This is a genomic window from Salinisphaera japonica YTM-1, assembly GCF_003788585.1.
GTDB classification, from domain to species: Bacteria; Pseudomonadota; Gammaproteobacteria; order Nevskiales; family Salinisphaeraceae; genus Salinisphaera; species Salinisphaera japonica.
Genome location: NZ_AYKG01000001.1, coordinates 84,587 through 111,513 on the forward strand (window position 1 = coordinate 84,587; position 26,927 = coordinate 111,513).

At 64.7% G+C, this 26,927-nt stretch carries 26 protein-coding genes; 8 read left to right on the forward strand and 18 right to left on the reverse strand.

Annotated features, from left to right (window positions below; translation table 11 throughout):
• Positions 1 to 17 precede the first annotated feature (17 nt).
• The 3 genes from leuD to leuC are packed head-to-tail and all read right to left on the reverse strand — an operon-like array spanning position 18 to position 2,864.
• On the reverse strand, positions 18 to 662 hold the full coding sequence (leuD, locus tag SAJA_RS00390; RefSeq protein WP_123656674.1) for a 3-isopropylmalate dehydratase small subunit: 645 nt from the start codon (positions 660 to 662) through the stop codon (positions 18 to 20).
• Positions 663 to 666: 4 nt separating this feature from the next.
• Entirely contained in the window at positions 667 to 1,458 is a 792-nt protein-coding gene (locus SAJA_RS00395) for a class I SAM-dependent methyltransferase (protein WP_123656675.1), read from the reverse strand.
• Entirely contained in the window at positions 1,455 to 2,864 is a 1,410-nt protein-coding gene (gene leuC / locus SAJA_RS00400) for a 3-isopropylmalate dehydratase large subunit (RefSeq protein ID WP_123656676.1), read from the reverse strand. Before leuC ends, SAJA_RS00395 begins: the two co-directional genes overlap by 4 nt.
• Positions 2,865 to 2,980: 116 nt before the next feature.
• On the opposite strand from leuC, the gene SAJA_RS00405 reads away from it, so the two are divergent.
• Positions 2,981 to 3,886: a LysR family transcriptional regulator gene (locus tag SAJA_RS00405; RefSeq protein WP_123656677.1), complete on the forward strand. Its 906-nt coding sequence runs from the start codon at positions 2,981 to 2,983 to the stop codon at positions 3,884 to 3,886.
• A gap of 218 nt (positions 3,887 to 4,104) precedes the next feature.
• Here the strand turns inward: SAJA_RS00405 and SAJA_RS00410 are convergent, their stop codons facing one another.
• From SAJA_RS00410 to prmB, 3 genes are read right to left on the reverse strand one after another with little or no spacing between them, the layout of a single operon-like run.
• The gene (locus SAJA_RS00410; RefSeq protein WP_123656678.1) at positions 4,105 to 5,019 is read right to left on the reverse strand and encodes a nuclear transport factor 2 family protein; all 915 of its coding nucleotides are present in this window, start codon (positions 5,017 to 5,019) and stop codon (positions 4,105 to 4,107) included.
• Positions 5,019 to 6,119: a chorismate synthase gene (aroC, locus tag SAJA_RS00415; RefSeq protein WP_123656679.1), complete on the reverse strand. Its 1,101-nt coding sequence runs from the start codon at positions 6,117 to 6,119 to the stop codon at positions 5,019 to 5,021. The genes SAJA_RS00410 and aroC overlap by 1 nt, the downstream gene beginning before the upstream one ends.
• A gap of 2 nt (positions 6,120 to 6,121) precedes the next feature.
• Complete coding sequence (gene prmB, locus SAJA_RS00420; RefSeq protein WP_245963182.1) at positions 6,122 to 7,060, reverse strand: 50S ribosomal protein L3 N(5)-glutamine methyltransferase; 939 nt, start codon at positions 7,058 to 7,060, stop codon at positions 6,122 to 6,124.
• Between the two features lie 130 nt (positions 7,061 to 7,190).
• Between prmB and asd the strand changes: the two genes are divergently transcribed.
• Entirely contained in the window at positions 7,191 to 8,066 is an 876-nt protein-coding gene (gene asd / locus SAJA_RS00425) for an archaetidylserine decarboxylase (RefSeq protein WP_123656680.1), read from the forward strand.
• Between the two features lie 8 nt (positions 8,067 to 8,074).
• Here asd and SAJA_RS00430 read toward each other — a convergent pair whose 3' ends face one another.
• Entirely contained in the window at positions 8,075 to 9,016 is a 942-nt protein-coding gene (locus tag SAJA_RS00430; RefSeq protein WP_123656681.1) for an EF-P lysine aminoacylase GenX, read from the reverse strand.
• A 7-nt stretch (positions 9,017 to 9,023) separates the two neighbouring features.
• Positions 9,024 to 9,596 (reverse strand): elongation factor P, encoded by a 573-nt coding sequence (efp, locus tag SAJA_RS00435; RefSeq protein ID WP_123656682.1) that lies wholly within the window; start codon positions 9,594 to 9,596, stop codon positions 9,024 to 9,026.
• Positions 9,597 to 9,673: 77 nt separating this feature from the next.
• On the opposite strand from efp, the gene epmB reads away from it, so the two are divergent.
• On the forward strand, positions 9,674 to 10,717 hold the full coding sequence (gene epmB, locus SAJA_RS00440; protein WP_123656683.1) for an EF-P beta-lysylation protein EpmB: 1,044 nt from the start codon (positions 9,674 to 9,676) through the stop codon (positions 10,715 to 10,717).
• A gap of 882 nt (positions 10,718 to 11,599) precedes the next feature.
• On the opposite strand, the gene lolD is transcribed toward epmB, so the two are convergent.
• Both lolD and SAJA_RS00450 read right to left on the reverse strand, forming a co-directional pair.
• Positions 11,600 to 12,313 carry a lipoprotein-releasing ABC transporter ATP-binding protein LolD gene (gene lolD, locus SAJA_RS00445; protein WP_123656684.1) on the reverse strand — a complete coding sequence of 238 codons (714 nt, stop codon included), beginning with the start codon at positions 12,311 to 12,313 and terminating at the stop codon, positions 11,600 to 11,602.
• A complete protein-coding gene (locus tag SAJA_RS00450) occupies positions 12,306 to 13,556 on the reverse strand; it encodes a lipoprotein-releasing ABC transporter permease subunit (RefSeq protein WP_123656685.1) in 1,251 nt (416 codons plus the stop codon). Before SAJA_RS00450 ends, lolD begins: the two co-directional genes overlap by 8 nt.
• Positions 13,557 to 13,685: 129 nt before the next feature.
• On the opposite strand from SAJA_RS00450, the gene SAJA_RS00455 reads away from it, so the two are divergent.
• From SAJA_RS00455 to SAJA_RS00475, 5 genes are all read left to right on the forward strand, one after another.
• The gene (locus tag SAJA_RS00455; RefSeq protein WP_123656686.1) at positions 13,686 to 14,723 is read left to right on the forward strand and encodes an agmatine deiminase family protein; all 1,038 of its coding nucleotides are present in this window, start codon (positions 13,686 to 13,688) and stop codon (positions 14,721 to 14,723) included.
• 14 nt (positions 14,724 to 14,737) lie between these two features.
• Positions 14,738 to 15,604 carry a carbon-nitrogen hydrolase gene (locus SAJA_RS00460; RefSeq protein WP_148070946.1) on the forward strand — a complete coding sequence of 289 codons (867 nt, stop codon included), beginning with the start codon at positions 14,738 to 14,740 and terminating at the stop codon, positions 15,602 to 15,604.
• A gap of 84 nt (positions 15,605 to 15,688) precedes the next feature.
• Entirely contained in the window at positions 15,689 to 19,159 is a 3,471-nt protein-coding gene (gene mfd, locus SAJA_RS00465) for a transcription-repair coupling factor (RefSeq protein WP_123656688.1), read from the forward strand.
• A gap of 56 nt (positions 19,160 to 19,215) precedes the next feature.
• On the forward strand, positions 19,216 to 19,449 hold the full coding sequence (locus tag SAJA_RS00470; RefSeq protein ID WP_123656689.1) for a hypothetical protein: 234 nt from the start codon (positions 19,216 to 19,218) through the stop codon (positions 19,447 to 19,449).
• Positions 19,446 to 19,877 (forward strand): type II toxin-antitoxin system VapC family toxin, encoded by a 432-nt coding sequence (locus tag SAJA_RS00475; RefSeq protein ID WP_123656690.1) that lies wholly within the window; start codon positions 19,446 to 19,448, stop codon positions 19,875 to 19,877. Before SAJA_RS00470 ends, SAJA_RS00475 begins: the two co-directional genes overlap by 4 nt.
• Positions 19,878 to 19,894: 17 nt before the next feature.
• On the opposite strand, the gene SAJA_RS00480 is transcribed toward SAJA_RS00475, so the two are convergent.
• From SAJA_RS00480 to cysM, 8 genes are read right to left on the reverse strand one after another with little or no spacing between them, the layout of a single operon-like run.
• Positions 19,895 to 20,641: an S-methyl-5'-thioinosine phosphorylase gene (locus SAJA_RS00480; RefSeq protein ID WP_123656691.1), complete on the reverse strand. Its 747-nt coding sequence runs from the start codon at positions 20,639 to 20,641 to the stop codon at positions 19,895 to 19,897.
• A gap of 1 nt (position 20,642) precedes the next feature.
• Positions 20,643 to 21,233: a hypoxanthine-guanine phosphoribosyltransferase gene (locus SAJA_RS00485; RefSeq protein ID WP_123656692.1), complete on the reverse strand. Its 591-nt coding sequence runs from the start codon at positions 21,231 to 21,233 to the stop codon at positions 20,643 to 20,645.
• Positions 21,233 to 22,516 carry a mechanosensitive ion channel family protein gene (locus SAJA_RS00490; protein WP_123656693.1) on the reverse strand — a complete coding sequence of 428 codons (1,284 nt, stop codon included), beginning with the start codon at positions 22,514 to 22,516 and terminating at the stop codon, positions 21,233 to 21,235. Before SAJA_RS00490 ends, SAJA_RS00485 begins: the two co-directional genes overlap by 1 nt.
• Positions 22,513 to 23,541, reverse strand: coding sequence for a beta-N-acetylhexosaminidase (nagZ, locus tag SAJA_RS00495; RefSeq protein ID WP_123656694.1), 1,029 nt, complete (start codon positions 23,539 to 23,541; stop codon positions 22,513 to 22,515). Before nagZ ends, SAJA_RS00490 begins: the two co-directional genes overlap by 4 nt.
• Positions 23,538 to 24,023: a CYTH domain-containing protein gene (locus SAJA_RS00500; RefSeq protein WP_123656695.1), complete on the reverse strand. Its 486-nt coding sequence runs from the start codon at positions 24,021 to 24,023 to the stop codon at positions 23,538 to 23,540. Before SAJA_RS00500 ends, nagZ begins: the two co-directional genes overlap by 4 nt.
• Positions 24,023 to 25,357 (reverse strand): 23S rRNA (uracil(1939)-C(5))-methyltransferase RlmD, encoded by a 1,335-nt coding sequence (gene rlmD / locus SAJA_RS00505; protein WP_123656696.1) that lies wholly within the window; start codon positions 25,355 to 25,357, stop codon positions 24,023 to 24,025. Before rlmD ends, SAJA_RS00500 begins: the two co-directional genes overlap by 1 nt.
• Positions 25,354 to 25,998 carry a hypothetical protein gene (locus SAJA_RS00510; RefSeq protein ID WP_123656697.1) on the reverse strand — a complete coding sequence of 215 codons (645 nt, stop codon included), beginning with the start codon at positions 25,996 to 25,998 and terminating at the stop codon, positions 25,354 to 25,356. Before SAJA_RS00510 ends, rlmD begins: the two co-directional genes overlap by 4 nt.
• Positions 25,995 to 26,894 carry a cysteine synthase CysM gene (gene cysM, locus SAJA_RS00515; RefSeq protein ID WP_123656698.1) on the reverse strand — a complete coding sequence of 300 codons (900 nt, stop codon included), beginning with the start codon at positions 26,892 to 26,894 and terminating at the stop codon, positions 25,995 to 25,997. The genes SAJA_RS00510 and cysM overlap by 4 nt, the downstream gene beginning before the upstream one ends.
• Positions 26,895 to 26,927 lie beyond the last annotated feature (33 nt).

Below are 26,927 nucleotides of genomic sequence, written 5' to 3' on the forward strand. Positions count from 1 at the left end.
CTGAACAAAGCCTAGGGTCAAAGTTCGCGGAACAGCCACGGCTTCTGGTGCTTGCGCTCGGCCTCGAAGGCCCGGATCGCCTCGGCCTGTTTGAGCGTTTCGCCGATATGATCCAGGCCTTCGAGCATGCTGGCGCGGCGATGCGCGTCGACGGCAAAGCCATAGCTCGGCCCGTCGGCCTGGCTGATCAGTTGTTCGTTCAGGTCGATACGCAGGGTCAGGCCGGCCGGGTTGTTGGCGGCTTCAAACAGCGCGTCGACTTCGTCGTGGGCCAGCACGATCGGCAGGACACCGTTCTTGAAACAGTTGTTGTAGAAGATATCGGCAAAGCTCGGGGCGATAACGGCCCGGAAGCCGAAATTCTCGAGCGCCCAGACCGCATGCTCGCGCGAGGAGCCACAGCCGAAGTTCTCTCGCGTAAGCAGGATCGAGGCCCCGCGCCAGGGATCCTGATTCAACACGAAATCCGGGTTTTCGCGGCGCTGGCCGATATCCACGTCCAGCCCGCCGGCGTCCAGATACCGCATATCGTCGAACAGATACGGCCCGAAGCCGGTCTTGCGGATCGATTTCAGGTACTGCTTGGGAATGATGGCATCGGTATCGACGTTGGATTGATCAAGTGGCGCGACCAGGCCTTCGTGAATCGTGAATGCTTGCATGGGGTCAGTCCTGTTCGGGTTTGCGGGCGATCAGTCGCAGCCGCACATAAGGGGCATGCCAATGGCCGTTGGCATCAGCCAGTTCCGGGCGTAAACGCTCGACCACGTCACAGACATAGGCGTCGCGCTCGGCTCCGGCGGTAAACGCCATGACAAAAGGCCGGGCCAGCGTGGTCAGCCAGTCGGCCATGTCGCTGGGCAAATCAGTCGGGCGCTCGAAGCATTCGATCCGCTCGATGCTGAACCCAGCGTTTTCCAATCGATCGCGATAATCAGCTTCGGTCGGGAAAAACCACGGATCGAGCGCATCCGCGTCATGGCCCCGAGCTTCTGCCTCGGCGCGAAGCGCGGCCTGTATCGGGGCAATGTTGCCCGTCGCGCCGAACTCAGCCACGACACGCCCGCCCGGGCGCAGCACGGTCTTGATGCCGGCAATCACGGCATCGGGATCGTGTTTCATCCAGTGCAGCGCGGCATTGGAAAACACGGCGTCGTAGCCGGTGCCGGCCGTGCCCGTGGCCAGATCGTGGCCGTCGAGCACCATCGCGGGCACGCCTTGCTCACAGGCCGCGGCCACCATGGCCGGGCTGGCATCGACGCCGGTCACGGCCACGTCGCGTGCCAGCAGACGCAGGCTCATGGTGCCATCACCACAGCCCAGATCGAGCACGCGCTCGCCGGGGGGCGGTGCCAGCCAGTCGACCAGGTCAGCGGCCAGATCGACCACGAAGCCGGCATGCTGGCCGTAGTCGGCCGCCGACCAATCGCGATCGGCGTGTTCGGCCGACCGGCTCACGCGGTGACGTCCAGTTCGCGGATATCCACGAAATGACCGTAGACCGCGGCCGCGGCCACCATGGCCGGGCTGACGAGATGGCTGCGCCCGCCCTTGCCCTGGCGGCCCTCGAAGTTACGGTTCGAGGTCGAGGCACAGCGCTCGCCGGGCATGAGGTTGTCGTCATTCATGCCCAGACACATGGAGCAGCCGGCATCGCGCCATTCAAAGCCCGCGGCCTTGAAGATCGTGTCCAGGCCTTCTTTCTCGGCCTGAAGTTTCACCAGCCCTGAGCCGGGCACGACCATGGCCAGCTTGATGTTCGGCGCGATCTTGCGGCCCTCGAGGTACTTGGCGGCCACGCGCAGATCCTCGATCCGGGCGTTGGTACACGAACCCAGAAAGATCTTGTCGAGCATGATCTCGGTCATGGGCACGCCGGGCGTGAGATCCATGTAATCCAGCGCGCGTGTCCAGCCGTTGGCCTGGCTGGTGTCCCGGGCGTCTGTCGGGTTGGGCACGCGTGCGGTGATCGGCACGACCATTTCGGGCGAGGTGCCCCAGGTGACCTGCGGCGCGATCTCGCTGGCATCCAGCGTGACCACGCGATCATAATCAGCGTCATCGTCGGAGACGAGCGTGCGCCAGTAGGCCTCGGCGGTCTCCCAGTCACTGTCCTCGGGGGCATAGTTGCGCCCGCGCATGTAGTCGATGGTCTTGTCGTCCACCGCCACCATACCGGCGCGCGCGCCGGCCTCGATGGACATGTTGCACATGGTCATGCGCCCTTCCATCGACAGATCACGAATCGCCTGGCCGCCGTATTCCAAGACATAACCCGTGCCACCCGCGGTACCGATCTTGCCGATGATGGCCAGCATGATGTCCTTGCCCGAGATACCCGGCGCGGTCTGGCCGTCCACGCGTACCAGCATGGTCTTGGAGCGCGCCTGGGGCAGTGTCTGGGTGGCCAGTACGTGCTCGACCTCCGAGGTGCCGATCCCGAAGGCTAGCGCCCCGAAAGCGCCGTGAGTAGCGGTGTGTGAATCACCACAGACGATGGTCATGCCCGGCTGGGTCGCGCCCTGCTCGGGGCCGATGATATGCACGATGCCCTGGCGCGGGTCGCCCACGCCGAACAGACGCACACCGAAATCGTTGCAGTTGATCTGGAGTGCTTCGACCTGGGCCCGCGAAATCGGGTCGGCGATACCGCCGTCGCGATTGGCCGTGGGCACGTTGTGGTCAGGCACGGCGAGATTGGCGCTGACACGCCACAGGCCGCGATCGGCCAGGCGCAGGCCCTCGAACGCCTGGGGCGAGGTCACCTCATGCACCATGTGACGATCGATATACAGCAGCGCGTTGTCGCGGTCGGCGGTCACGCAGTGCTCGTTCCAGATTTTTTCGTACAGCGTCTGTGCCATGGGTGGGCTCCTGTGCCGGGCGTGTCGCGATCATAGGCTCGGGCTGTCGATGACTCAAATGAATCTTTATGCGCGCTCGATTCCAATTCGGAATGCATCGGGCCTAGAATAGGCCCATGCGCATCGATGCCTTGCAAGCCTTCGTGGCTATCGCCGAGACCGGCTCGTTCAACGAGGCCGCGGCCCGACTGCATCTGAGCCAGCCCGGTATCAGCAAGCGCGTGGCCGCACTCGAGGCGCGCCTGGGCTATCGGCTGCTGGATCGCGTGGCGCGCGGGGTGAGCCTGACCGAGGCCGGCCGTGCCTACCTGCCCTATGCCCGAGAGACGCTGGCCGCACTGGCCGACGGGGATCGCGCGCTTGCGAACCTGAACACGCGTATCGAGGGCGAGCTCTCGATCGCGCTGTCGCATCACGTGGCCATGCATCGCATGCCGCCGGTGCTGCGTGCTTATATCGCCGATTTCCCCGCGGTGGACCCACAGATCGTCTTCGAGGATTCAGAAGCAGCCTGTGAGCGGGTTGTGGCGGGCACGAGCGAACTCGCCGTGATCACCCTGCCGCGCATCGATCATCCGCGGCTCGTCACCACGCCGATCTGGCACGATCCGCTGGGGATCTATGTCAGCCCCGAGCACGAGCTGGCCGATGGACGGGCGCTGAGCGTCGACGAATTGGCACAGGTGCCCGCGGTTCTGCCCCCGGTGGAAAGCCATACCTACGCGATCCTGCGTGACGCCTTCGCAGCGCATCAGGCAGCGCCGCAGGCCCGCATGACCAGTCATTCGCTGGAGACATTGGCCATGCTGGCCGGGGTGGGTTTGGGCTGGACGATTCTGCCCAAGGCCATGCCACATGCGCTCTATGAGCCGCGCGTGCCGAAGCTCGTCATGTCGCGCACCCTCGGCGTGGTGCGCCACCCCCAGCGGCATCTTTCCAATGCGGCCCGGGCGCTTCTAGGGCGTATTGAGGTTTCATACGAGTCCGCGCCAAGCGCTGTTTTACGGCAAGACGAGGCGTAGCCCGCGCCGCGCAGTCATTCTGCGCTAGTGGGCTGGAACGCTGTATTGCCGTAAGACAGCGCTTGTCCCGAAGGGTTGGGCCGCCCATAAAAAATCGAAGATGGGCGCCCTGCGGCGTTGCGAGTCTTGATCGTGACACGCCACGATGCGGCGACTCGCGCCTTGCAGGACACGATTTGCGGACGCCAACGCGGGCTCGTATGAAACCTCAATACGCCCTAGCGCGTCTCGAGGCCGAGCGCTGAGGCGCGCTGGGACACCATCCGCCATTGGCCGTCCTCTTGCACGAATGACGCCGCGCGGCGGGCCACGCCCCCGGCATCGTCTGGCTGGCGATAGGTCGCACGCGCGCGACCGGGCGCATCGATGGCCACTTGTATATCGCGGATTGGCCCCGCGGGCTGCCCCGGCGCGTCGAAGATCTCGCGGGCGGCGCTCAGCCACTCGGCCCGGCTCTGGCCGTTGGCCGGCGTGAAATCATCGCTATAGCTGGCCAGCCAGGCCTGGAAATCGCGGTTCGCGCGGGCGGCGGCTCGGTCTCGCAGGACGTCTGCGATTGCGGCCTGAGGGCGCGATACGGCCGGGCTTTCGACAGCCGGGCGGCCGACGTCATCAAGTGCCGGCAGCATGTCGCCCAGCCGCGCGCGGCGCTCAGCCCCTTCGCTGCCGGCGGCCGTGTAAGCCCGTTGTGCCAGGGCCAGATACACATCCCCCAGGTTGCGTTTGATGGCCGTGTCGTCGGGGGCGAGCGTGCTGGCGTCTTCCAGGGCCGCCCGGGCGTCAGCCAGCTGGCCGGTGCGCGCAAGCAGCACGCCAAGATTGTTGGCGATGTCCGCACGCTCGGGGTACTCGGCCCGCAAGCGGCTGACAATCGACAGCGCGGCCGCGTTGGCGCCGGTTGCCGCCAGCGCGCTGGCCTTCAAAAACCGTGTCTGGGCCTCGTTGTCGTGTTCGGCCAGGCGTTGATCGGCACGCTGCACGGCCAGGCCGGCGTTGCCTGTCTCGAGTGCGGCATGAATCGATTCGATTGAGCCGCTTTCGACATTCTGGCCACTCTGGTCACCTTGGGCGACCGCGGGGCCGCTGGCCAGCAGCCCGGCGAGCAACACGAACCGCGCGCTGCGCGATCCCATCAATCGATCGTGCCGGGCACGGGCGACATGCCGGGCACCACGTCGGCATTCTGGCCGCGATGACGCAAGGCGTGATCGAGCAGCGTGATGGCCAGCATGGCTTCGGCGATCGGCGTGGCACGCAGGCCCACGCAGGGATCGTGGCGCCCGGTGGTATGCATCTCGGTGGCCTGGCCGGTGGTGGTCACGGTATCGCCGGGAATCGTGATGCTGGAGGTGGGCTTCAAGGCCATGCTCGCGTGGATCGTCTGGCCCGAGGATATGCCGCCCTGAATACCGCCCGAGTGGTTGGTCTTGAACCCGGCCGGCGTCATCTCGTCGCGGTGCGCCGAGCCGCGCATGGCCACCACGTCGAAGCCGTCGCCGATCTCCACGCCCTTGACCGCGTTGATGCTCATCAGCGCCTTGGCGATATCGGCATCCAGCCGGTCGAATACCGGCTCGCCCCAGCCGGCCGGCACACCGGCGGCCATGACCTCGATACGTGCGCCCACAGAGTCGCCGTCACGCCGGATCTGGTTGATATAATCTTCCAACTCGGGAATTCGGGCCGGCTCGGCACAGAAAAACGGGTTGGTACGTGCGGCGGCCGGGTCAGGGGCGCCCAGTTTGATGGTCCCGATCTGGGAAACATAGCCCGTTATATCGATACCGTAGCGATCCGCCAGCATCTTGCGCGCCACGGCCCCGGCGGCAACACGCACGGCTGTCTCGCGCGCCGAGGAGCGCCCGCCGCCGCGATAATCACGAAAGCCGTATTTCTGGTTATAGGCATAATCGGCGTGATTGGGCCGAAACACGTCCTTGATCTTGGAATAGTCGCGCGAGCGTTGGTCGGTGTTCTCGATGATGATCGCGATCGGCGTCCCGGTGGTCCGGCCTTCGAACACGCCGGAGACGATGCGTGCCTCGTCGGCCTCGCGGCGCTGGGTCACATAGCGCGAGGTGCCCGGCTTGCGCCGATCCAGATCGATCTGCAACAGGGCTTCGTCGATCTCGATGCCGGGCGGACAGCCGTCGATCACGCAGCCGATCGCCGCGCCGTGGGATTCGCCGAAAGAGGTGACGGTGAAATGCTGGCCCCAGGTATTACCGGCCATGGCTAGCCTGCCTCGTGCTGTGTGGCGACCCAGGCCGCCAGATCTTCGGCCTCGAGTGCGCCGATGCCCATGCCGCCCCGCTCCAGCTCGATCCAGGTGACCGGCAAATCCGGGTATTTTTCTTCCAGCAGATAGGCCGAGGCCCCGACCTCGATGATCAGCAGACCGTCCTCGGCCAGATAATGCGGCGCGCCGAACAGAATCTTTTCGACCAGATCCAGATCATCGGCATCGCCGTGGAAGGCAAAGCCCGGCTCGTGCTGAAACTCCGGATCCAGCCCGGAATACTCGTCTTTAGTCACGTACGGCGGGTTGGTGACGATCAGATCAAAGCGCTGCTGGGCCAGGCCGTCATAAATATCGGCTTTGACCAGCTCCAGCTGTGGGCCCACGTCGTGCTTGTCGCGGTTGATTTCGGCCACAGCCAGCGCATCATCGCTGGCGTCAGTTGCCACGACGCGCGCATCGGGAAAGGCCTCGGCACAGGCGATGGCGATTGCCCCGCCGCCGGTGCACAGATCCAGAATCGCCAGCGGCTCGCGATGACCCAGCCAGGGCTGGAAGCCGGCCTCGATCAGCTCGGCGATCGGCGACCGCGGGACGATCACGCGCTCGTCGACAAAGAATTCCAGCCCGGCGAACCAGGCCTTGCCGGTGATATAAGGCGCCGGCAGGCGGGTGTCGATACGGCGCTGGATGATCGCGATCGCGGCGCCGCGCTCGGCGTGTGTGAGCTGCGACGCCAGATAGGCGTCCGGCAGATGATGATCCAGGCCCAGGCTGTCCAACACCAGATGGGCGGCTTCATCGATCGCATTATCGCTGCCGTGACCATAAGACAGGTCAGCGGCCACGAAGCGCGAGGCGCCCCAACGGATATAATCGACGATTCGCGTGAGCGACGTGGTGACGTCGTCCATCGGGTCTGTTGCATCGGCCATGCGCGGTTCATCGCTTGTCGGATCAGCGCCGTAGGATAAACCACATTGATCGCTTTCGCGGACGCCCGGCGATTTCCTCGTCGCGGCCGAGCCGCCTACACTGCGTTTGCGCCAACCCATAACCTGCCTCATGCCCACTGCCCCAAACGCCAGCCCCGGCGATCGTCTTTTCGCGGGTCTGCTGTCCTGTCTGCCGACCCGGCTGATCTCGCACGGCGCGTTCTGGCTGGCCGACAACACCACCCCGTGGCTCAAGCGCGCGCTCATCGGCGCGTTCCTGAAAGGGTATCCGGCCGTTGATATGCAGGAAGCCGCCGAGCCCGACCCGGCCGCCTATGCCTCGTTCAATGCGTTTTTCACCCGTGCGCTGGCTGCCGGGCAACGCCCCGTGCCGGCAGCGGGTAATGCGCTGGCCTGCCCGGTCGACGGCCAGCTCGGTGCGTTTGGCGATATCGAATACGGACGGATCTTCCAGACCAAGGGCCTGGCCTATGATCTGGCGGAATTGCTGGCCGATCCCGATCTGGCCGCGCGGTTTGCCGGTGGGCGCTACGCCACGCTGTATCTGGCCCCACACGACTATCACCGCGTGCATATGCCGCTGGCCGGGCGGCTGCTATCGACGCGCTACGTGCCGGGCCGGCTGTTTGGCGTCAACCCACGCTGCGTGCGCGCCGTGCCGCGCCTGTTCACGCGAAACGAGCGCCTGGTGAGCGTATTCGAGACCGCGGCCGGGCCGATGGCCGTCGTGATGGTGGGGGCGTTCATCGTGGGCGGCATCCACGACGTGGCCACAGGCCGGATCTGCCCGCCGCACCGCCGGTCACCGCGGCGCACTGACTTTGATGACAAGGCTCCGGCCTATGCGCGCGGCGACGAAATGGGTCATTTCTGTCTGGGGTCGAGCGCTATTCTGGTCTTTGGCCGTGACGCGGTGGACTTCGCCCCCGAACTGGCCAGCGGCCAGGCCGTGCGCTTGAATCAATCGCTCGGCCGGCGCCGATAGATAGAAGCTCAGCGCGCCGGCCAGGCGAACGGAATGACCTCGGCCAGACGTGGCTTGCCCGTCAAGAGCGCCAATAACCGATCCACGCCCAGAGCGACACCGGCGCATTCGGGCAGGCCGGTGGCCATCGCGGCCAGGAGTCGCTCATCGATCGGTGGCTCGGCCTGGCCCTGCTCGATGCGCACGTCCTGTTCGCGCTGCATGCGTTGTCGTGCCAGCCGGGGATCGGTGAGCTCCTTCGCCCCGTTGGCCAGCTCGATGCCCTGCCAGAAACACTCGAAGCGCTGACCCACGCGTGCGTCATCGCCGTCGAGCGCGATGAGCACGGCGTCATCGGCCGGAAAATGGGTGACGATCTCTGGGCCCTGGGTCCCCAGGCGGGGCTGAACCACCAGGCCCATCAACAGATCGAGCCAGAAAACACGATCACCGCGGGCTTCGGGCGGCGTCACACCATGGGCATCGGCACACCGCTCGAGATCATCCAGCGAGGCTGTTAACGGGTCGAGGGCGAGCGTGTCGGTAAACACGGCGCGGTATGTCCGCTGGCGCCCCAACGCAGGCGCGCCGGCGGCGGCCAGCACCGTACCGAGCGTATCAACGGCATCCTGCATCGAGCCCCCGAGCTCATACCACTCGAGCATGGTGAACTCGGGGTTGTGCCAGCGCCCGACCTCGCCGGCCCGAAAGACATGGCCCAGCTGATAGAGCGAGCGCCGTGTCTCGACCAGCAGGCGTTTCAGCCCGTGCTCGGGCGACGGTACGAGATAGCCCGCCCCGCCCACGGCCAGACACTCAAGCGCGCGCTCGCACGGCGCGGCCGGCGACAACAGGGCCGTGTCGACCTCCAGCATGCCGCGGGCGGCCATTTCGTCGCGCAACGTGGCCAATAGGGCCGCGCGCTCGGCCAGCATTTCTGGCACAACACCGCTGGCGCCAGTCAGCGCCACGAGCCGATCAGCTCTCGCTGGCGCGCGAGACGTATTCGGCCTTGCGTGTATCCACTCTCAACAGCTCGCCTTCTTCGATGAACAACGGCACCTGAACCACGGCACCCGTTTCCAGCGTGGCCGGCTTGGTGCCGCCCGATGAGGTGTTGCCACGCACGCCCGGATCCGTCTGGGTGACCCGCGAGATGAGGAAGTTCGGCGCATCGACCTGTAGTGGCACCCCGTTCCAGAGCGTGACATCGCATTTGTCTTCGGCCTGGATCCACTTGGCCGCATCCCCAACCGCTGCCTCACTGGCCTGGTACTGCTCGAAGCTGGCCGGGTCCATGAAGTGATAGAACTCGCCGTCGTGATACAGAAACTGCAGATCCAGGTTGAATACGTCCGCGGCCTCGACGCTGTCGCCCGATTTGAAGGTGCGCTCTATGGTGCGGCCGGTCTTCAGGTTACGCACCTTCACGCGGCTGAACGCCTGGCCCTTGCCGGGTTTGACGAACTCGTTCTCGACGATGCTGTACGGGTCGCCGTCCAGAATGATCTTCAGACCGCCCTTGAACTGTTGCGTTGAATACTGCGCCATGGCTCGAACATCCTCATATGCTGTCGCGCCTGTCTCGGATCAGGCAGCGCGAATCGTGGAACGGGTAAAATAAGCCCATGGCGATGTCTCCACCCCAAGCGACTGGCCCGCACGTTGCGGCGCGCAGTCTATCGTATCCGGTCACGGGCTGGCAGCAGGCCATGCGCGAGGCGATCACCGACGTCGATACGCTGTTTCATACCCTGGCCCTGCCCGTGACCTACAAGCCGGCGGCCCGGCGCGCCGCCCAGCTGTTCGGGCTTCGCGTGCCGGCGGGCTACGCCGCGCGTATTCGAACCGGTGATATCGACGATCCGCTGCTGCGTCAGGTGTTGCCGCTTGGCGCCGAAACCGAGTCGAAACCCGGCTTTGGCGCAGATGCCGTGGGTGATCTGGCAAGTGACGCTGGCGACGGCCTCTTGCACAAGTATCACGGGCGCGCATTACTGATCACCACCGGGGCCTGCGCGGTGCACTGTCGCTATTGTTTCCGGCGCCATTTCGACTACGGCGCGCACCACGCCGGCGGCTCTCACCTGCGCGAGGCCCTGGCCCGTATCGCCGCCGATGACACCCTGGCCGAAATCATCCTGTCCGGCGGCGATCCGTTATCGCTGACCAACGAACGACTCACGGTGATTGGCAAGGCGCTGGACGCCACGCCCCACGTCGCGCGGATCCGCATGCATACGCGCACCGCGATCGTCCTGCCCGAGCGTATCGATGATGGCCTGATCGCCTGGGTGGCGGCCCGCCGCGCCCGTGTCGTCGTCGTCATCCACGTCAATCACGCCCAGGAGCTTGCGCCCGGCGTCGTCGAGCGTTTGACCGCCCTCAAGGCCGCCGGCGCGACATTGCTCAACCAAGCCGTGCTGCTGGCCGGCGTCAACGACGACCGCGACAGCCAGGTCGCGCTCAGCGAAGCTCTGTTCGCGGCCGGCGTCATGCCTTACTACCTGCATCTGCTGGATCGCGTGGCCGGCGTGCATCATTTCGAGGTCGACGAAACCCGGGCCGCGGCACTCATGCGATCCGTGGCCGCCGTATTGCCAGGCTATCTCGTGCCCAAGCTGGCCCGTGAACTGCCGGGCGACTCGGCCAAGCGTGTTGTTGGCGTTTGAGGGGTTGTTCTCTCGATCGGTCCGCCAATGGACGCGAGTGAGCGCGAATGTGGGGTTTGCGGCTCGCCGTGATTTGGCGTCCGGCCGCTATGTCACGGCGCGTTAGTCGTCTGCGACACAAGCGTGCGCGGGCCGCGGACCGCGCGCTCTTGTCGAGTCGTATGTCCTGGCGTGGCCGTTGCCTCGATGGACGCCATGGGCCAGGCGGTTTTGGGGTTTGAGGCTGCGTTCTTTTGTTTGTCCGCAAATGAACGCGAATCCACGCAAATATGGGCTTCGGGGGGCGCGGGGCGATGGCGTTTGAGAGCAGACGCCCGGGGCGTTGGCCGCTTGCGAAACGAAGGCTCGCGTGGGCCGCGGACCGGTCTGCTTTCATCGAGTGGCATGTCCTGGTTCGGTCGTTGCCTTAATAAACGCAAATAAGCGTTGCGGCATCTGCGTTCATCCGGTGACGGCGTGGCGTACGTTTGAAGTCCGGCAAGTTCCAAGAACAGGCCGTGGGCTCAGCCGTGCCTGAAACGACGAACCGTTCGCCTGTAGCAAGAGCAGCGCGACGACGCCGTATTCAGGCGCGCCACGAAACTCATATTCGCGTGGATTCGCGTTCATTTGCGGACAACAGTCTTCAAGAAAAAGACTCAGGCTCTCTGAACAACCAACAGCTATTGGCGTTCATCCAAAAACACACGCCGTGTATCCAGCGTAGGTCAGACGTCGAACAAAGCCTGCCGGCTCGAAACCCCTGAATTGCCAAGCCAGAAGGCGGCAACAAAAAGTGCGACGACGCCAAGCCCGGGCGTACCCCGAAGCCCAAATTTGCGCTCATTCGCGTTTATTTGCGGACAACAATCCTAAAGAACACAACTCGTGCCCTAGAAAGAACTAGCGAATGACAGAATCCGCGACGGTGGCCTTGTCGACCTGGGCCAGGTGGCCGTCGGTCAGGGTCCAGATCTCATCCATGCGCTGGGCCAGGCTGCGATCATGGGTCACCATGATCAGGCTGGTGTTGTGCTCGGCGTTGAGCTCGAGCATCAGGTCGAACACGCTGGCCGCGGTGCGATGATCGAGATTACCCGTGGGCTCGTCGGCCAGGATACAGGCCGGCTGGGTGACCAGGGCGCGCGCCACGGCCGCGCGTTGACGCTCGCCGCCGGAGAGTTCCGTGGGCTTGTGCTCCAGCCGATCGCCCAGCCCGACCTTGTCCAGCAGATCGCGGGCCCGAGCCAGCGCCTGTTTGTTCGAGCCGCGCCGGATGAGCAGCGGCATGGCCACGTTTTCGGCGGTGGTGAACTCGGGCAACAGATGATGGAACTGATAGATGAAGCCCATGCGCTCGTTGCGCAGGCGGCCTCGCGCGGCATCGGACAGGCGTGTCATGTCCTGGCCGGCGATCTCCACCGTGCCGCGGGTGGGCACGTCCAGCCCGCCAAGCAGATGCAACAAGGTGGATTTGCCCGAGCCGGAGGCACCGATCACGGCAATACGCGCCCCCGGGGTCACGTTCAGACTCACGTCCGAAAGCACCGTGATCGGCTCGCGTACCTCGGTGAAGGTTTTGGTCACGCCCTTGGCGGCCAGTACGTAATCACTCATAGCGCAGTGCCTCGGCCGGCTGGATTCTCGCGGCCCGCCAGGCCGGATACAGCGTGGACAGGAAGGCAAGGCCCAGCGCCAGCGCCGAGATCTGCCAGACGTCGTGCCAGTGCAGCTCGCCCTTCAGCTGGCTGATGTAATAGACGTCGGCCGAGAACAGGCTGGTATGCAGCACGCTCTCCACGAACGGCACGATATGCACCATGTTCACGGATAGCAGCACGCCCAGCACCACGCCGATGATCGTGCCGATCACGCCGATGAGCATGCCCTGGGTGATGAAGATCGTCATCACCGATCGCGGTTTCATGCCCAGCGTGCGCAGGATCGCGATATCGCCCTGCTTGTCGGTGACCACCATGACCAGCATGGATACGATATTGAAGGCCGCCACGGCGATGATGAGACTCAGGATGATGAACATCATGGTCTTTTCCGTGGCCACGGCGTGGAAGAAGTTGGCGTTCTGGCGGGTCCAGTCCGTCACGCGATAGCGATACGGCAGCGTGTTGGACAGCTCCTGGCTGACCTTCGGGGCGGCGAACAGATCATCCAGACGCAGCCGCAGGCCGGTCACGCCCGTGCCCATGTGATATAGCTTCTGGGCATCGCCGATCGACATCAGCACCATGCCGCTGTCGTACTCGTACATGCCGACCGAGAAGATCCCGCCGACGTGGAAGCGTCGAAAGCGCGGCACGATGCCGGCCGGGGTAACGGTGGCCTGGGGAATGAGGATATCCACATCGTCACCGACGCCCACCCCGAGCTGATTGGCCAGATCGACGCCGAGCACGATGTTGTACTTGCCGGGCACGAGCGAGTCGAACGAACCGGCCACCATATTGCCGGCCACATCGGATACGTCGGCTTCGAGCTTGGGATCCACGCCCCGCAGCAGCGTGCCGGAAATCGCACGCCCCGAACGCACCATGCCCTGGCCCGAGACATACGGCGCCGAGGCTTTGATCTCGCCGTTGCGCGAATCTACACGTTCGCGCAACGACTTCCAGTCTTCGACCGCGCCGTCGGCGGACTGTACTTCGACGTGCGCGGCCATGCCGAGAATACGGTCGCGCAGCTCCGACTCGAAGCCGTTCATGACGGACAAGACCGTAATCAAGAGCATCACGGCGAGCGCGATGCCACCCATCGATATCGCCGAGATGAACGATATGAAATGATTACGGCGCTTGGCGCGCGTGTAGCGCAGGCCGATATAGAGTTCGAGGGGTCTAAACATCGCCGCGCATTTAATCACAGTGGCCGGTCGGGGGATACGAACATTTCGGCGACGGCCTGTGCTGCAACCCGGTCGACGCGCCGGCGTATCCTGAATCGACCGGCCTGATAACGAGACATATCGATTGCAATGAGTACACCCTTCTGGCCCGCTGAATGGGCCCCGCAGGCGGCCATGCTCATGGTCTGGCCCCGCCGCGACGGCGACTGGGGCAACGGCCTGGTTGATGCCCGGAACACGCTGCAGGCCGCGATCAACGCGCTGGTGGCGCGCCAACCGGTCATTCTGGTCGCCCCGGATCCCGACGCTCGATATGACATCGGCCAGCGCCAGTCCGACGGCCGTCTGGCGCATGACGGTCTGTGTGTGGCCGAGGTGGCCGCCGACGATATCTGGGCCCGCGATACCGGCCCGATCACGGTGATCGTTGACGGCCAGCGCCGGTTTCTGGATTTTCGCTTCGACGGCTGGGGCGGCAAGTTTTCAGCCCGTGCCGACGACGCGCTCTGTGCCCAGCTCCATGCCGGCGGCTGGCTGGGCGCCGATCCGCTGGATCGTCTGGATATCGTGCTGGAAGGCGGCTCGGTCGAATCCAACGGCGCCGGTACGGTGCTAACAACCACGCGTTGTCTGCTTGCCGGCAAGCGTAACGCCGACCTGGATCAGGCCACGCTTGAAGACCGGCTGCGGGACACGCTGGGCGCCCATACCGTGCACTGGCTGGCGCACGGTGATCTGCTGGGCGACGATACCGATGGTCATATCGATACCCTCGTGCGCTTTGTCGACGAGACCACGCTTGTCTACCAGGCCTGTGACGACGAAACCGATGCCCACTACGAAGAACTGGCCGAATTGGCCCGTGCGTTGTCGGTGCTGACCCCGGCCGAGGGCGGCACTTATCGCCGGGTGGCGCTGCCGCTGCCCGCGCCGCAGTATGATCCCGACGACGGCCATCGCCTGCCCGCCGGCTATGCCAATTTCCTGATCGCCAACGGCTGTATTCTGATGCCCGTCTTTGCCGACCCGGCCGATGATATCGCGGCCGCCCGCCTGGCGGACTGTTTTCCCGATCGTCGGCTCATCCGTATCGACAGCCGCGCACTGATTCGCCAGCACGGCGGGCTGCACTGCGCGGCCATGCAGATACCGGCGCTGCCGATCTAATCAAGGAGTCGTTGGTGAAGATCGCGATCGCCCAATACGCCTGTGCACCCGAGGCCCACGTCAACCTGGCCACCGCCGAGCGCCATATCGCTGCCGCGGGTGCCGCCGGTGCCGTGCTTGTCATTCTGCCCGAGCTGCACAACACACCCTATTTCTGTCAAATCGAGGATCCAGCGCGCTTTGATCACGCCGAAGCCATCCCCGGGCCCTCGACCGAGCGTCTGGGCGCAGCCGCGGCGGCAGCCGGCGTGGTCGTGGTGGCCTCGTTGTTCGAGCGCCGGGCGCCCGGGCTGTATCACAACACGGCCGTGGTGCTGGATCGTGACGGCACGATCGCCGGGCGCTATCGAAAGATGCATATCCCCGATGATCCGGAATATTACGAAAAATATTATTTCACGCCGGGGGATCTGGGGTTCACGCCCATCGACACCTCGATCGGCCGGCTCGGCGTGATGGTCTGCTGGGACCAGTGGTATCCGGAAGGCGCGCGGCTGATGGCACTGGCCGGGGCCGAACTTCTGATCTATCCCTCCGCCATCGGCTGGGATGACGCGACCGACGACGCTGAAGAGCAGCAGCGCCAGCTGGGCGCCTGGCAGGGCGTACAGCGCGGGCATGCGATCGCCAACGGCCTGCCCGTGGCGGCCTCGAACCGTGTGGGCATCGAGGGCGAGGCCGATACCCAGATTCGCTTCTGGGGCCACAGCTTCGTTTATGGCTGCCAGGGCGAAACCCTGGCGCAAGGCGGCGAGACGGGCGAGCTGGTTGTCGCCGATATCGATATGCATCGTAGCGAGCAAGTCCGGCGTATCTGGCCGTTCCTGCGTGATCGGCGGATCGATGCGTTTGCCGATCTGACCCGCCGTTATCGCGACTGACCGTCTTCGGCATGGCCTGGGTCATGCCATAATCCGCGCGCTATGGCCGACACTCGATCGAAAACCGTCTTGTCCCGAACTGATATGCCCCGCCCGCTGGCGCCGCCGGCCACCGCGCCCGGCGCCAGCCAGCGCTGGCAGAACCTGCCGGGGGCGGCCGGCGCGCTCGCACTGGCTCATACGGCTGACGCGCGCCAGGGACTCACGGTCGCCGTGGTGGCCGACGAACACCGGGCCTATCGTCTGGAGGAAGAGCTGCGTTTCTTCGCCCCGGATGATCTGGCGATCCATCACTTTCCGGATTGGGAAACCCTGCCCTACGACGTGTTCTCGCCGCATGCGGATATCATCTCGCAGCGGCTGGGCCTGCTGGTCGAGCTGCCGCGAATGGGCCGGGCCATTGTCATCGTGGCCGCTGACACGCTGCTCCAGCCATTGCCGCCGCAATCGTTTGTCGCCGGCCGGGCCATGGCGTTCACCGCCGGCCAGCAGCTGGATTTTCATGCCCTGCGCGCCCAGCTGGAGGCTGCTGGCTATGCTGCGGTTTCTGAGGTGCGTACCCACGGCGAGTTCGCAGTGCGCGGTGCGGTGATGGATCTGTTTCCCACCGGCGCCGAGCAGCCCTATCGGCTGGATCTGTTCGACGACGAGATCGAGACCATCCGCGCCTTCGACCCGGAAACCCAGCGCTCGACCGACAAGATCGAGACCATCCGATTGTTGCCGGCGCGCGAATTCCCGTTGGACGAGGACGCGATCAAGGCGTTTCGCTCGCGCTATCGCCAGGCCTTCGACGGCGACCCCGGCGCCAGCGCGATCTATCGGGATGTCTCTCGCGGCGTGCCGCCGGGCGGCATCGAGTCGTACCTGCCGCTGTTTTTCGACGACACCGCCATGATCGGCGACTACCTGCCTGGTGATGCCTGTCTTATCGAGCTGGGCAACGTCAATCAGGCGCTGGATACGGCCTGGGCCGCCATCGCCGATCGCTACGAGCAGCGCCACGTCAACCCGGAGCGCCCGATCCTGGCGCCCGAGGTGGCCTTCGTTACCCCGGATACGCTCAAAACGCTGTTCGATGGCCATACCGCGGTGACAATCGCCGCCGATGACGACGGCCAGGGCCAGCGCTTTGACGCCGCCCGCGTGCCGAAACTCACCGGCGCGGACGTCGCGGCCACCGGCAAGGCGCTCAAGGAATTCTTCGAGACGTTCGACGGGCGCGTGTTGATCACCGGCGACTCGGCCGGCCGGCGCGAGGCCATGCGCGACTGGCTCACCCAGCTCGGCATGGCGCCGGCCCGCGCCGAGTCCTGGCACGATTTTCTGACCCAGAACAAGCGTATCGCCGTGACCACGGCGCCCCTGGAGGCCGGCTGCGTGCTGGCCGGCGACGGCCTGGCGATCATTGCCGAAAACGAGCTGACGGGCGCCCGCCCGCCGGCCAAACGCCGACGCCGGCGTGAAACCCGAGACCCGGAAACCGCGATTCGTGAGTTGACCGATCTGGCGCCCGGCGCGCCGGTCGTGCATCAGGACAACGGCGTGGGCCGCTATCAGGGGCTGATCAAGCTGGCCGCCGGTGGCGTCGAGAACGAGTTCGTCACCATCGCGTATGCCGGCGGCGATCTGCTCTATGTGCCGGTCGCGTCACTGCATCTGGTGCATCGGTTCACCGGCGGCGATGCCGATACCGCGCCGCTGCACAAGCTGGGCAACGAGCGCTGGTCCAAGGCGCGCAAGAAAGCCGCAGAAAAAGCCCGCGACACGGCCGCCGATCTGCTCGAGATCCAGGCCAAGCGAGCTTCGCGTCAGGGCGTTGCCATGAGCCCGGACGAAAACGATTATCAGACGTTCGCGGCCCAGTTCCCGTTCGAGGAAACGCCGGATCAGCAACGCGCGATCGACGAGGTGATGGCCGACCTGTCGCGCGCCAATCCCATGGATCGCGTGATCTGTGGCGATGTCGGCTTTGGCAAGACCGAGGTCGCGCTGCGCTCGGCGTTCGTGGCGATCTCCTCCGGCTATCAGGTGGCCGTATTGGTACCCACGACGCTTCTGGCCCAGCAGCATTATCAGAGTTTTTCGGATCGCTTTGCCGACTGGCCGGTGCGTGTTGGCGCCCTGTCGCGCCTGCGTACCGGCAAACAGCGCGAAACCATGCTCGAGGACATGGCCAACGGCAAGCTGGATATCGTCATCGGCACCCACCGCCTGCTCGGCAAGGACATCAAGTTCGAAAAGCTGGGCCTGCTGATCGTCGATGAAGAACACCGCTTTGGCGTGCGCCACAAGGAGCGCATCAAATCGTTGCGTGCCCAGGTGGATCTGCTCACGCTGACCGCCACACCGATTCCGCGCACGCTCAACATGAGCCTGACCGGCCTGCGCGATCTGTCGATCATCGCCACCGCCCCGGAGTCGCGCCTGGCTATCGAGACGTTCGTGTCGCGTTACGACGGCGTGCTGATCCAGGAAGCCGTGCGCCGCGAGATGCGCCGCGGCGGCCAGATCTATTACCTGCACAACAAGGTCAAGGACATCGAGCGCAAGGCCGCCGACCTGGCTGAATTATTGCCCGAGGCACGGATTCGTATCGCCCACGGCCAGATGCATGAGCGCGAGCTCGAAGACGTGATGCTGGATTTCTATCATCGCCGTTTCGATATCCTGCTCTGCACAACGATCGTGGAATCGGGCATCGACGTGCCCAGCGCCAACACCATCATCATCGACCGCGCTGATTCCTTTGGCCTGGCCCAGCTGCACCAGCTGCGTGGCCGCGTGGGCCGCTCGCATCATCGTGCCTATGCTTACCTGCTGACGCCGGAAGAATCGGCGATGACCGCGGATGCCCAGAAACGCCTGGAGGCGCTGGCCTCCTTGCATGACCTGGGCGCGGGCTTTGCCCTGGCGACCCATGATCTGGAGATCCGCGGCGCCGGCGAGCTGCTGGGCGAAGGCCAGTCCGGTCAGATCCAGGAGATCGGCTTCGATCTGTATCGCCAGATGCTCGACCGGGCCGTGGCCGCCTACAAGCGCGGTGAGGTGCCCGAGGCCGATGCCGACGCGCTCATGGGCGCCACCGAGGTCGAGCTGGGGGCCACGTCTCTGTTGCCCGAGGACTATATTCCCGACGTGCACATGCGTCTGGTGCTTTACAAACGTATCAGTGCCGCCAAGGACGCCGAGGCCCTGCGCAAGCTGAAGATCGAGCTGATCGATCGTTTCGGCCTGCTGCCGCCGCCGACCGAAACCCTGTTCGCAGCCACCGCGCTCAAGCTTCAGGCCGCGCCGCTGGCCATGGCCAAGATCGAGGGCGGCCCGGATGTCGGCCGGCTGCACTTCGGCAAGGCCAGCAAGGTGGATCCGGCCACGCTGATCACCCTGGTACAGGCTGACACCAAGGCTTATCGCTTGGAAGGTGATTCCAAACTCGTGTTCTTCCGCGACATGCCGGATGTTGAAACCCGGGTCGAGCGGATCGCCGAGCTGCTGGAAAAGCTCGGTGCCAAGCGAATCGCCCAGACCGAGAAGGTGCTCGAAACCTCTTGAGCCATCGTAGGCCCGGCGCTATTGTTGAATTATTCAACATACGCCGGAGCCCGGTCATGAGCACCGTCAACTACTCGGTTCCCGAAGACATCAAGGCCGCCTTCAACAAGACGTTCGAGGGCCAGAACAAGAGCGCGATAGTTGCCGAGCTGATGCGTAAAGCGGTTCAAGAGGCAGAGCGCAAGACTCGGCAGCGCGCGATTTTCGAGGAGATCGATGCCCGTCGGCGCGACAATCCGCCTGCCTCGTTGGATGAAATTCTGGCCACCCGTGATGCTATGCGCGAATGAATATCGTGCTCGACGCCAGTGTCGTGTTGAAGTGGTTGTTGCTAGGCGTACAACACGAAGACGAGCAAGACGATGCGGTGACGATTTGCGAGTACGCATTTACCGGAAAAGTCACGCTCTGCCAGCCTGTTCATTGGCTTGCTGAAGTCGGCGCCGGCATGGCACGGCTTGCACCGGATACGGCTGCCTATACCATCGGGCGCCTCGACCAGCTGCGTGTTCCGACGATCGAGCGAGCCACGATCTGGCGCCTGGCAACGACCCTTTCAGTTGATCTTCCGCATCACCTGTTCGATACGCTGTATCACGCCGTCGCTCTGGAAACCGATAGCGTTCTGATCACGGCCGATTATCGGTATCTGACCAAGGCGAGCCATCTCGGTGCCGTCGCCGGGCTGGCCGACTGGCGCGATGTCCTCGCTGAATAACGGCCGAGACGAAATACCTAAAGTGTGGGCACCACAGCCTGCAGCAAACGCTCGATATCGGCCATCGCCGCGGCCAGCGTGGCTTCGATTTCGGCGTGTATGGCCAGGCCGCCCGTGCGCCCGGCGGCCTTGTTGACCACGACCGCACAACAGCCATAGGCCAGACCGGCTTCGCGCGCGAGTGCGGCTTCGGGCATGCCCGTCATGCCCACGATATGACAGCCATCGCGATCCATGCGATCGATCTCGGCCGCGGTTTCCAGACGCGGGCCTTGTGTGATGCCGTGCACCCCGCCCTCCATCGCATCCAGACCCCGTCCCGCCGCGCTGTCGCTGAGCCGGCGGCGAAGCGTGCCGTCGTAGGGCTCGGTGAAATCGATATGGTCCAAGCCGTCGGTGGCCGGGTCATCATAGAAGGTATGCTTTCGCGCCCAGCTATAGTCGATGATCTGGTCCGGAATCACGATACGCCCGGGTGTGGCCTCGGCCGCGATGCCGCCCACGGCCGCGATCGCGATCACCCACTCACAGCCGGCAGCGGCCAGTGCGGCGATATTGGCGCGATAGTTGATGGCGTGCGGGGCGATCTTGTGGCCTGCGCCGTGGCGCATGAGAAAGACCACGTCCTGGCCGGCATACGCGCCGTGCACCAGCGGGCCCGAGGTCGGCCCGTAGCGTGTCTCGACGACCGCCGGCGGCGCGGCAGGCGCCACCCCGGCCAGATCGGCCAGCGCCGTACCGCCGATGATGCCGATACGACCCATCTCAGGCCGCGCCCTCGCCGGACGTGCCCGGCTGGCCGATGGCCCAAACACCGGGCAGCTGGCGATAATAACCCTTGTAGTCCATGCCGGCGCCAAAGACATAGCGGTCGGCCACGTGGCAGCCCACATAGTCGGCGTGGACACCGTTGGCGCGTCGGTCATGATCCTTGAGCAGCAGCATGGCCGTGCGCACCGAGGCCGCGCCCTGTGCCTTGATGGCCGCCAGGATAGCCGCCAGCGTATGGCCCTCGTCGAGAATATCGTCGACGATCAATACGTGTCGGTCGGCCAACCGCAGGCCGGGGCTGACTTTCCAGACCAGCTCGCCGCCCGAGGTCTCGCCCCGATAACGTGTGGCGTGCAGGTAGTCCAGCTCGAAGGGAAAGTGCAGGCGTTTGCCGAGTTCGGCCGTGGCCTGCAGCCCGCCCAGCATCACACAGATCACCACCGGGTCCAGCTCGGCCAGATCTGCGGTCACGGCATTGGCCATCCGGTCATAAGCGGCCCCGATCTCATCGGCCGGTATCAGGCAGTCGGCGCCGGCATAGACGCTCTGTGCTTCTTCATAGCGTTGTCGATCGAAACCGCTCATCAGGATCCTTGTTCGCCGGGGTTGTCCGGGCCCGCCTTGCCTCGGGCATGCGCACGCTCGCGGGCGACGGCCTCTCGTCGCTCGGATTGTACCTTTTGTGTATCAATGTCTTCTTCTTCGTCGCTATCGCTATCGCCCGCCTCGGCCTCGGCCGTCGGGCTCAATGGGGGCTCAGTCTGCGCCGATATCAGATCCTCGGGCAGCTCGATACGCTGCGTGGGCAGCGATACCACGGCACCGTGTTCGCGGATGGTGTCCTGGGCCCGCTGCAGCACGCTCTGTTTGATTGCCAGATACTCGGCCCAGTCAGTGGTTACGGTATAGCAATAGATCAGCAGATCCAGCGAGGAATCGCCGAAGGAATCGAGATAGGTAAGGATCACCTGCTGGGAGTCGATGGCGTCGTCGGTATCCAGCATTTCGCGGATCGCCGCCACGATATCCGGCACACGGGCCGCGTCTTCATAGCGCACCGAAATCTTTTCGTTGATCAGCCGGTGCGTCATGCGCGAGGGATTCTCCAGCGCCACGTTGGAGAACACGGCGTTGGGCACGTACAACGGGCGCATATCGAAACGACGCACGGTCGTCGCCCGCCAGCCGATGGCCTCCACCACGCCTTCGATATCGCGATCCGGCGAGCGTATCCAATCGCCCACCGAAAACGGCCGGTTCAAATAGACCGTCATGCCGCCAAAGATATTGGCCAGCACGTCGCGCGCGGCAAAGCCCACGGCGATCCCCCCCACGCCAGAAAACGCCAGCAGGCTGGACGGCGACACCCCGAACTGCTGAAGCAGCACCAGCATGCCGATGACCAGCACCACCGCACGCGCCAACTTGGCCAGGGCATCGGCACTGGTGTTGTCCAGATGCTTGTAGCGCGAGGTTGCCCGGACGAGCGCGTTCTTTTCCACCGAGCCGATCAGCCGGAACGCGAACCAGAGGAAAACCAGCGCGATCAGCACCCCGCGTATCGTGGGCACGTACTCGCGCCACGGATGATCCGCCGCGGTCCCGATACGAATCGCCAGCGTGATGCCACCGATCCACAGCAGCACCTGCAACGGGCCGTTCACACTGCGATAGAGCGCGTCGTCCCAGAGATTGCGCGTCGCCAGCACCTTGTCGTGCAGCAGACGCAGAACGATGCGCGTGGCGACGTCGAGCAGCGCGGTAATCGCGACGATCGCGACCAGATCGACCAACGTGCCCCACTCGTTCTTGAGCGACAGATACTGCGAGGCGAAGTCGCGATAAGCGGCGGTGACTTGATCGATCACGCCGTGGCCAGTCGATGCGCAAGCACGCGGGCGCGCTCGCGTCGCGCGTGATCTTCGAGGCGACGGGCGCGGCTGTGCTCAAGCCGCGTCGCAAACTGCTGGCGTCTTGTCTGGCCGGTCGCAAGACGATCGCTCACCGCATCAAGTGCTGTCAGCGCTGCCTCGCGATCGTTACAGACCGGCAGAAAATCACAGCCGGCGGTCAGGGCACGGCGCACGCGGGTAGCCACATCGCCGAAAGCAACGGCCCCGCCCATGCTCAGATCATCACAGAACACACAGCCGTCGAAGCCCAGGCGCTGGCGCAGAATCTCTTGAATCCAGACCGACGACAGGCTGGCCGGGCTGGCATCGATTGCCGGGTAGTGCACATGCGCCATCATGATCGAGGCGATGTCTTGATCGATGAGTGCCGCAAACGGCTGCCAATCCTCCGCCAGCGCTTCTGCGTCGCGCGTGTCCACGGGCAGCTCGGCGTGTGAATCGGCCGCCACCCACCCGTGGCCGGGAAAATGCTTGGCCGTGGCCAGGCTGCCCCCCTCGCGCAGGCCGCTGATGAACCCCGTCGTCAGCGCGATTACGGCATCGGTTTTATCTGAAAACGCACGGTGCCCGATCACGCTGGATTGGCCATAGTCCAGATCCGCGACCGGCGCCAGGGGCAGATCAATGCCGGCCTCGCCCAGTTCGCGGGCCATCAGCCAGCCGAGATCTGCTGCCGCGGCCACGGCATCGCCGGGCGCATCGTTGTAATACCGGCCGAGCGCGGCCATCGGTGGAATAGCCGTGAAACCCTCGCGGAATCGCTGGACTCGCCCGCCTTCGTAATCAGCCATGATCGGCAGATTGCTGCGTGCCTGACGAATTTCTTTCGTTAGTTCAATAAGTTGCGCACGACATTCAAAGTTGCGCGTGAACAGGATGACACCGCCCACGCCCGGCCGACACAACAGGTCGCGATCGTCTGCGGTCAGTGTGGTCCCGGCAACATCGACGATCAGCGGGCCGAGTGCGGCCTCACTCACGCCGTGGGCTCCGCCGGCCAGTCACGATACGGCGCAAACGCCAGCGCATGATTGTAGTAGCGCTTGTCATCGGTGATCTCTTGGCCCAGCCAGTCGGGCCGGGTAAAGGTTTCGTCGGCGGCTTCCAGCTCGATTTCGGCAACGATCAACGGGGCGTTGGCCCCTTCAAAGACATCGATCTCCCAGGTATGACCGTCGTGCTCGACCCAGTAGCGTGTCTTTTCGACCGGTTCTGTCAAACAGAGCGAGGCCAGCATCTCGCGGGCATCAGGCAGCGGAATCTCGTACTCGTATTCTGCGCGCGCGCTGCCGATGACCGCGGCCTTGATATTCAGATTGGCCGCCTCGTCCTCGATGCGTACCCGTACCGAGGCTCGGCCCGAATCGTTGAAATAGCCCTGGGCAAAGTGTTTCTGCTGGTAGGCGGCCTCGCGCCAGGCCTCACCGGCAACGAGAAACTTGCGCTCGATTTCTATAGCCACTACGTGTCCTTTCGTTCGAAGACCGCCATGGACTCGATATGTGCGGTGTGCGGAAACATATCCATCACCCCGGCGCCCGCCAGGCGGTACCCGTGCTCGTACACCAGGCGCTGGCCGTCGCGGGCCAGCGTCGCCGGGTGACAGGAACAATAGACGATGCGCGAGGGCGCACGCGCCGCGATCAGATCAATGACCTCGGCCGCCCCCGACCGCGGCGGGTCGATCAATACCTTGTCGACATGTGCCGGCAGCCAGGCCGGCGTATCGGCCGGCTCGAACAGATTATCGACGTGCGCCTGGATGTTCGTGCAGCCGTTGTGGGCCGCATTGGCCCGGGCGCGCTCGACCAGGCCGGCCTCACCTTCGACGGTGACCACATGCGCCGCTTGTCGAGCCAGCGGCACCGAAAAATTACCCAGCCCGGAGAACAGCTCAAGCACTGTATCGTCCGCTGTCACGTCCAGGGCCTCCAGGGCAGCATTCACCATCGCCCGGTTGATACCGGCGTGGATCTGGACGAAATCGTTGGGCAGAAAGAACAGGCGGGCGTCAAAGGCCGGCAGGTCGTAATACAGGGCAGCCGCGGCCTCGTCGATCGGCGCGATGGTGTTTTCATTACCGGGTTGCAGGTGGATCTGGAAGCCGTGCTCGTGGCCGAATGCCGCAAGAATCGCCAGATCGTCGGCCGTTGGTGCATCGAGCACTCGAAAGACAAGTGCCGTGGCGTTATCCGCGGCCGCCACCTCGATTTGCGGCACACGCTCGCGAATAGAGAGCCGGTCGATCATCCGCGCCAGGTCGAGCAGGCGATCGCCGATGTGGGGCACCAGCACTTCGCAGCGCGACAGCTCGGCGATGAAGGGCGCCCCGCGCTCGCGAAAGCCGACCAGCGTACCGCCTTTCTTGGGCACGTATTTCACACCCAGCCGGGCACGGCGACGATAGCCCCAGCGCTCGGCCACCAGCGGCGCCAGTACGCGCTCGGGTTCGATCTGGCCCACGCGGGCCAGCGCATTCATCAGCTGCGACTGCTTGAAGCCGAGCTGCGCCTCGACGCTGGCGTGCTGCAGCGCACAACCGCCACAAAGACCGAAATGACGACAGCGCGGCGTCACGCGCGCCGATGACGCTGAAAACAGCGTGGCCATCGCGGCTTCTTCGTACTGTTTCTTGATCTTCGTGGGCTGAAACAACACCTGCTCGCCGGGCAGCGTATCGGCCACGAAGATCGCCTTGCCGTCGACATGACCGACCCCACGCGCATTACTGGCCAGATCGGTGATCTCGACGACGCCATGTTCTTTTTTGCGGGCGCGCTTGCCTTTACCGCTCATGAGGGCTCCAACGCCGCCAGCTGTGTTTCCAGATCGGCGCGGCGTGCCGGATGCAGCCGGCGTGTAGCGTGTGCCAGGCGCCACCACAGGCGCGTGCGCGCCGAGGCCCGGGCAGCGATCGACCCGGGCGCGATCGCCGCCGGCACGTCGTGCGCGGCGAAGATCGCCCGACATTCGTCCTCGAAGGCACGATCGGGTGCAGGATGGTCGGCGGCCGTGGGCGCGACCCACCCGGCCAGACGATGCGTCGCGGCACCTGCAAGCGCGCGTGGCAGTTGGCGGTCCGTGGCGACGCAGCGGGCCAGAAGCGTGGCGACGTCATGCCCGTCCCAGTCGACCAGATCGGCGCGTGTCGCCGGCATGACATCCACCAGCGCATCGAGTAACGCGGATTCGCTGCCCAGGGCCTGGCGCGACAGATCGACGCGGCGAACGTGCCCGCGCTCGACGATCACCACACACAGCCGATCGATGGCGGCCAGGTGAGCCGGTAGATCCCACCGGCCCCAGCGCTGGGTATGCAGCTGCTCGACCGCCCGCGTGATCCCGGCATCATCTAGATCGTCGTAATCGGCCAGGCGCCGGGCGGCATCGATATCGAGCACCGCCTGGGCGGCGATCACCACAGTGGGGCGACTCACGGTTTATCGTAAACGCCCGTGGACAGATACCGATCGCCGCGATCACAGATGATCATGGCGATTGTGGCGTTCTCGACTTCCCGGGCCAGCGAGAGGGCGGCAAACACGCTGCCGCCGGAGGACGGGCCCGCGAAGATACCTTCCTCTTTGGCCAGGCGTTTCATGGTGGCCTCGGCATCGGCCTGCTCAACGTCGATGACCCGATCCACGCGCTCGGCCTCGAAGATCTCCGGCAGATACGCCTCGGGCCAGCGCCGAATACCGGGAATCTTGGATTCACCGGCCGGCTGTACGCCGACGATCTGAATATCCGGGTTCTTTTCCTTGAGATAACGCGAGCAACCCATGATGGTGCCCGTGGTGCCCATGGTGGCCACGAAATGCGTGATCCGGCCGCCGGTGGCGTTCCAGATCTCGGGCCCGGTGGTCTCGTAGTGCGCCCGCGGGTTATCCGGATTGGCGAACTGGTTGAGCAGCATGCCCTCGCCGGCATCGGCCATCTGCTGTGCCTGATCGCGCGCGCCTTCCATGCCGTCGCTTTCAGACACCGAGATGATTTCGGCACCGTAGGCCCGCATGGAGGCGCGCCGTTCCTCGCTCATGTTCTCGGGCATCAAGAGCTTCATCTTGAAGCCCTGCATGGCAGCCACCATGGCCAGCGCGATGCCTGTATTGCCCGAGGTCGCCTCGATCAACGTATCGCCCGGCTTGATGTCACCGCGCTCGGCGGCGCGAGTAATCATCGAGTACGCCGGCCGATCCTTGACCGACCCCGCGGGATTGTCGCCCTCGAGCTTGGCCAGCAGCGTATTGGACGAGCCGTTTCCGGCCAAGCGTTGCAGACGGACCAGCGGCGTATGGCCGACCTGATCATTGAGCGTTGGATAATCGTTCATGCGCGAAGTGTAGCAGCGAGATAAACGGTGTCG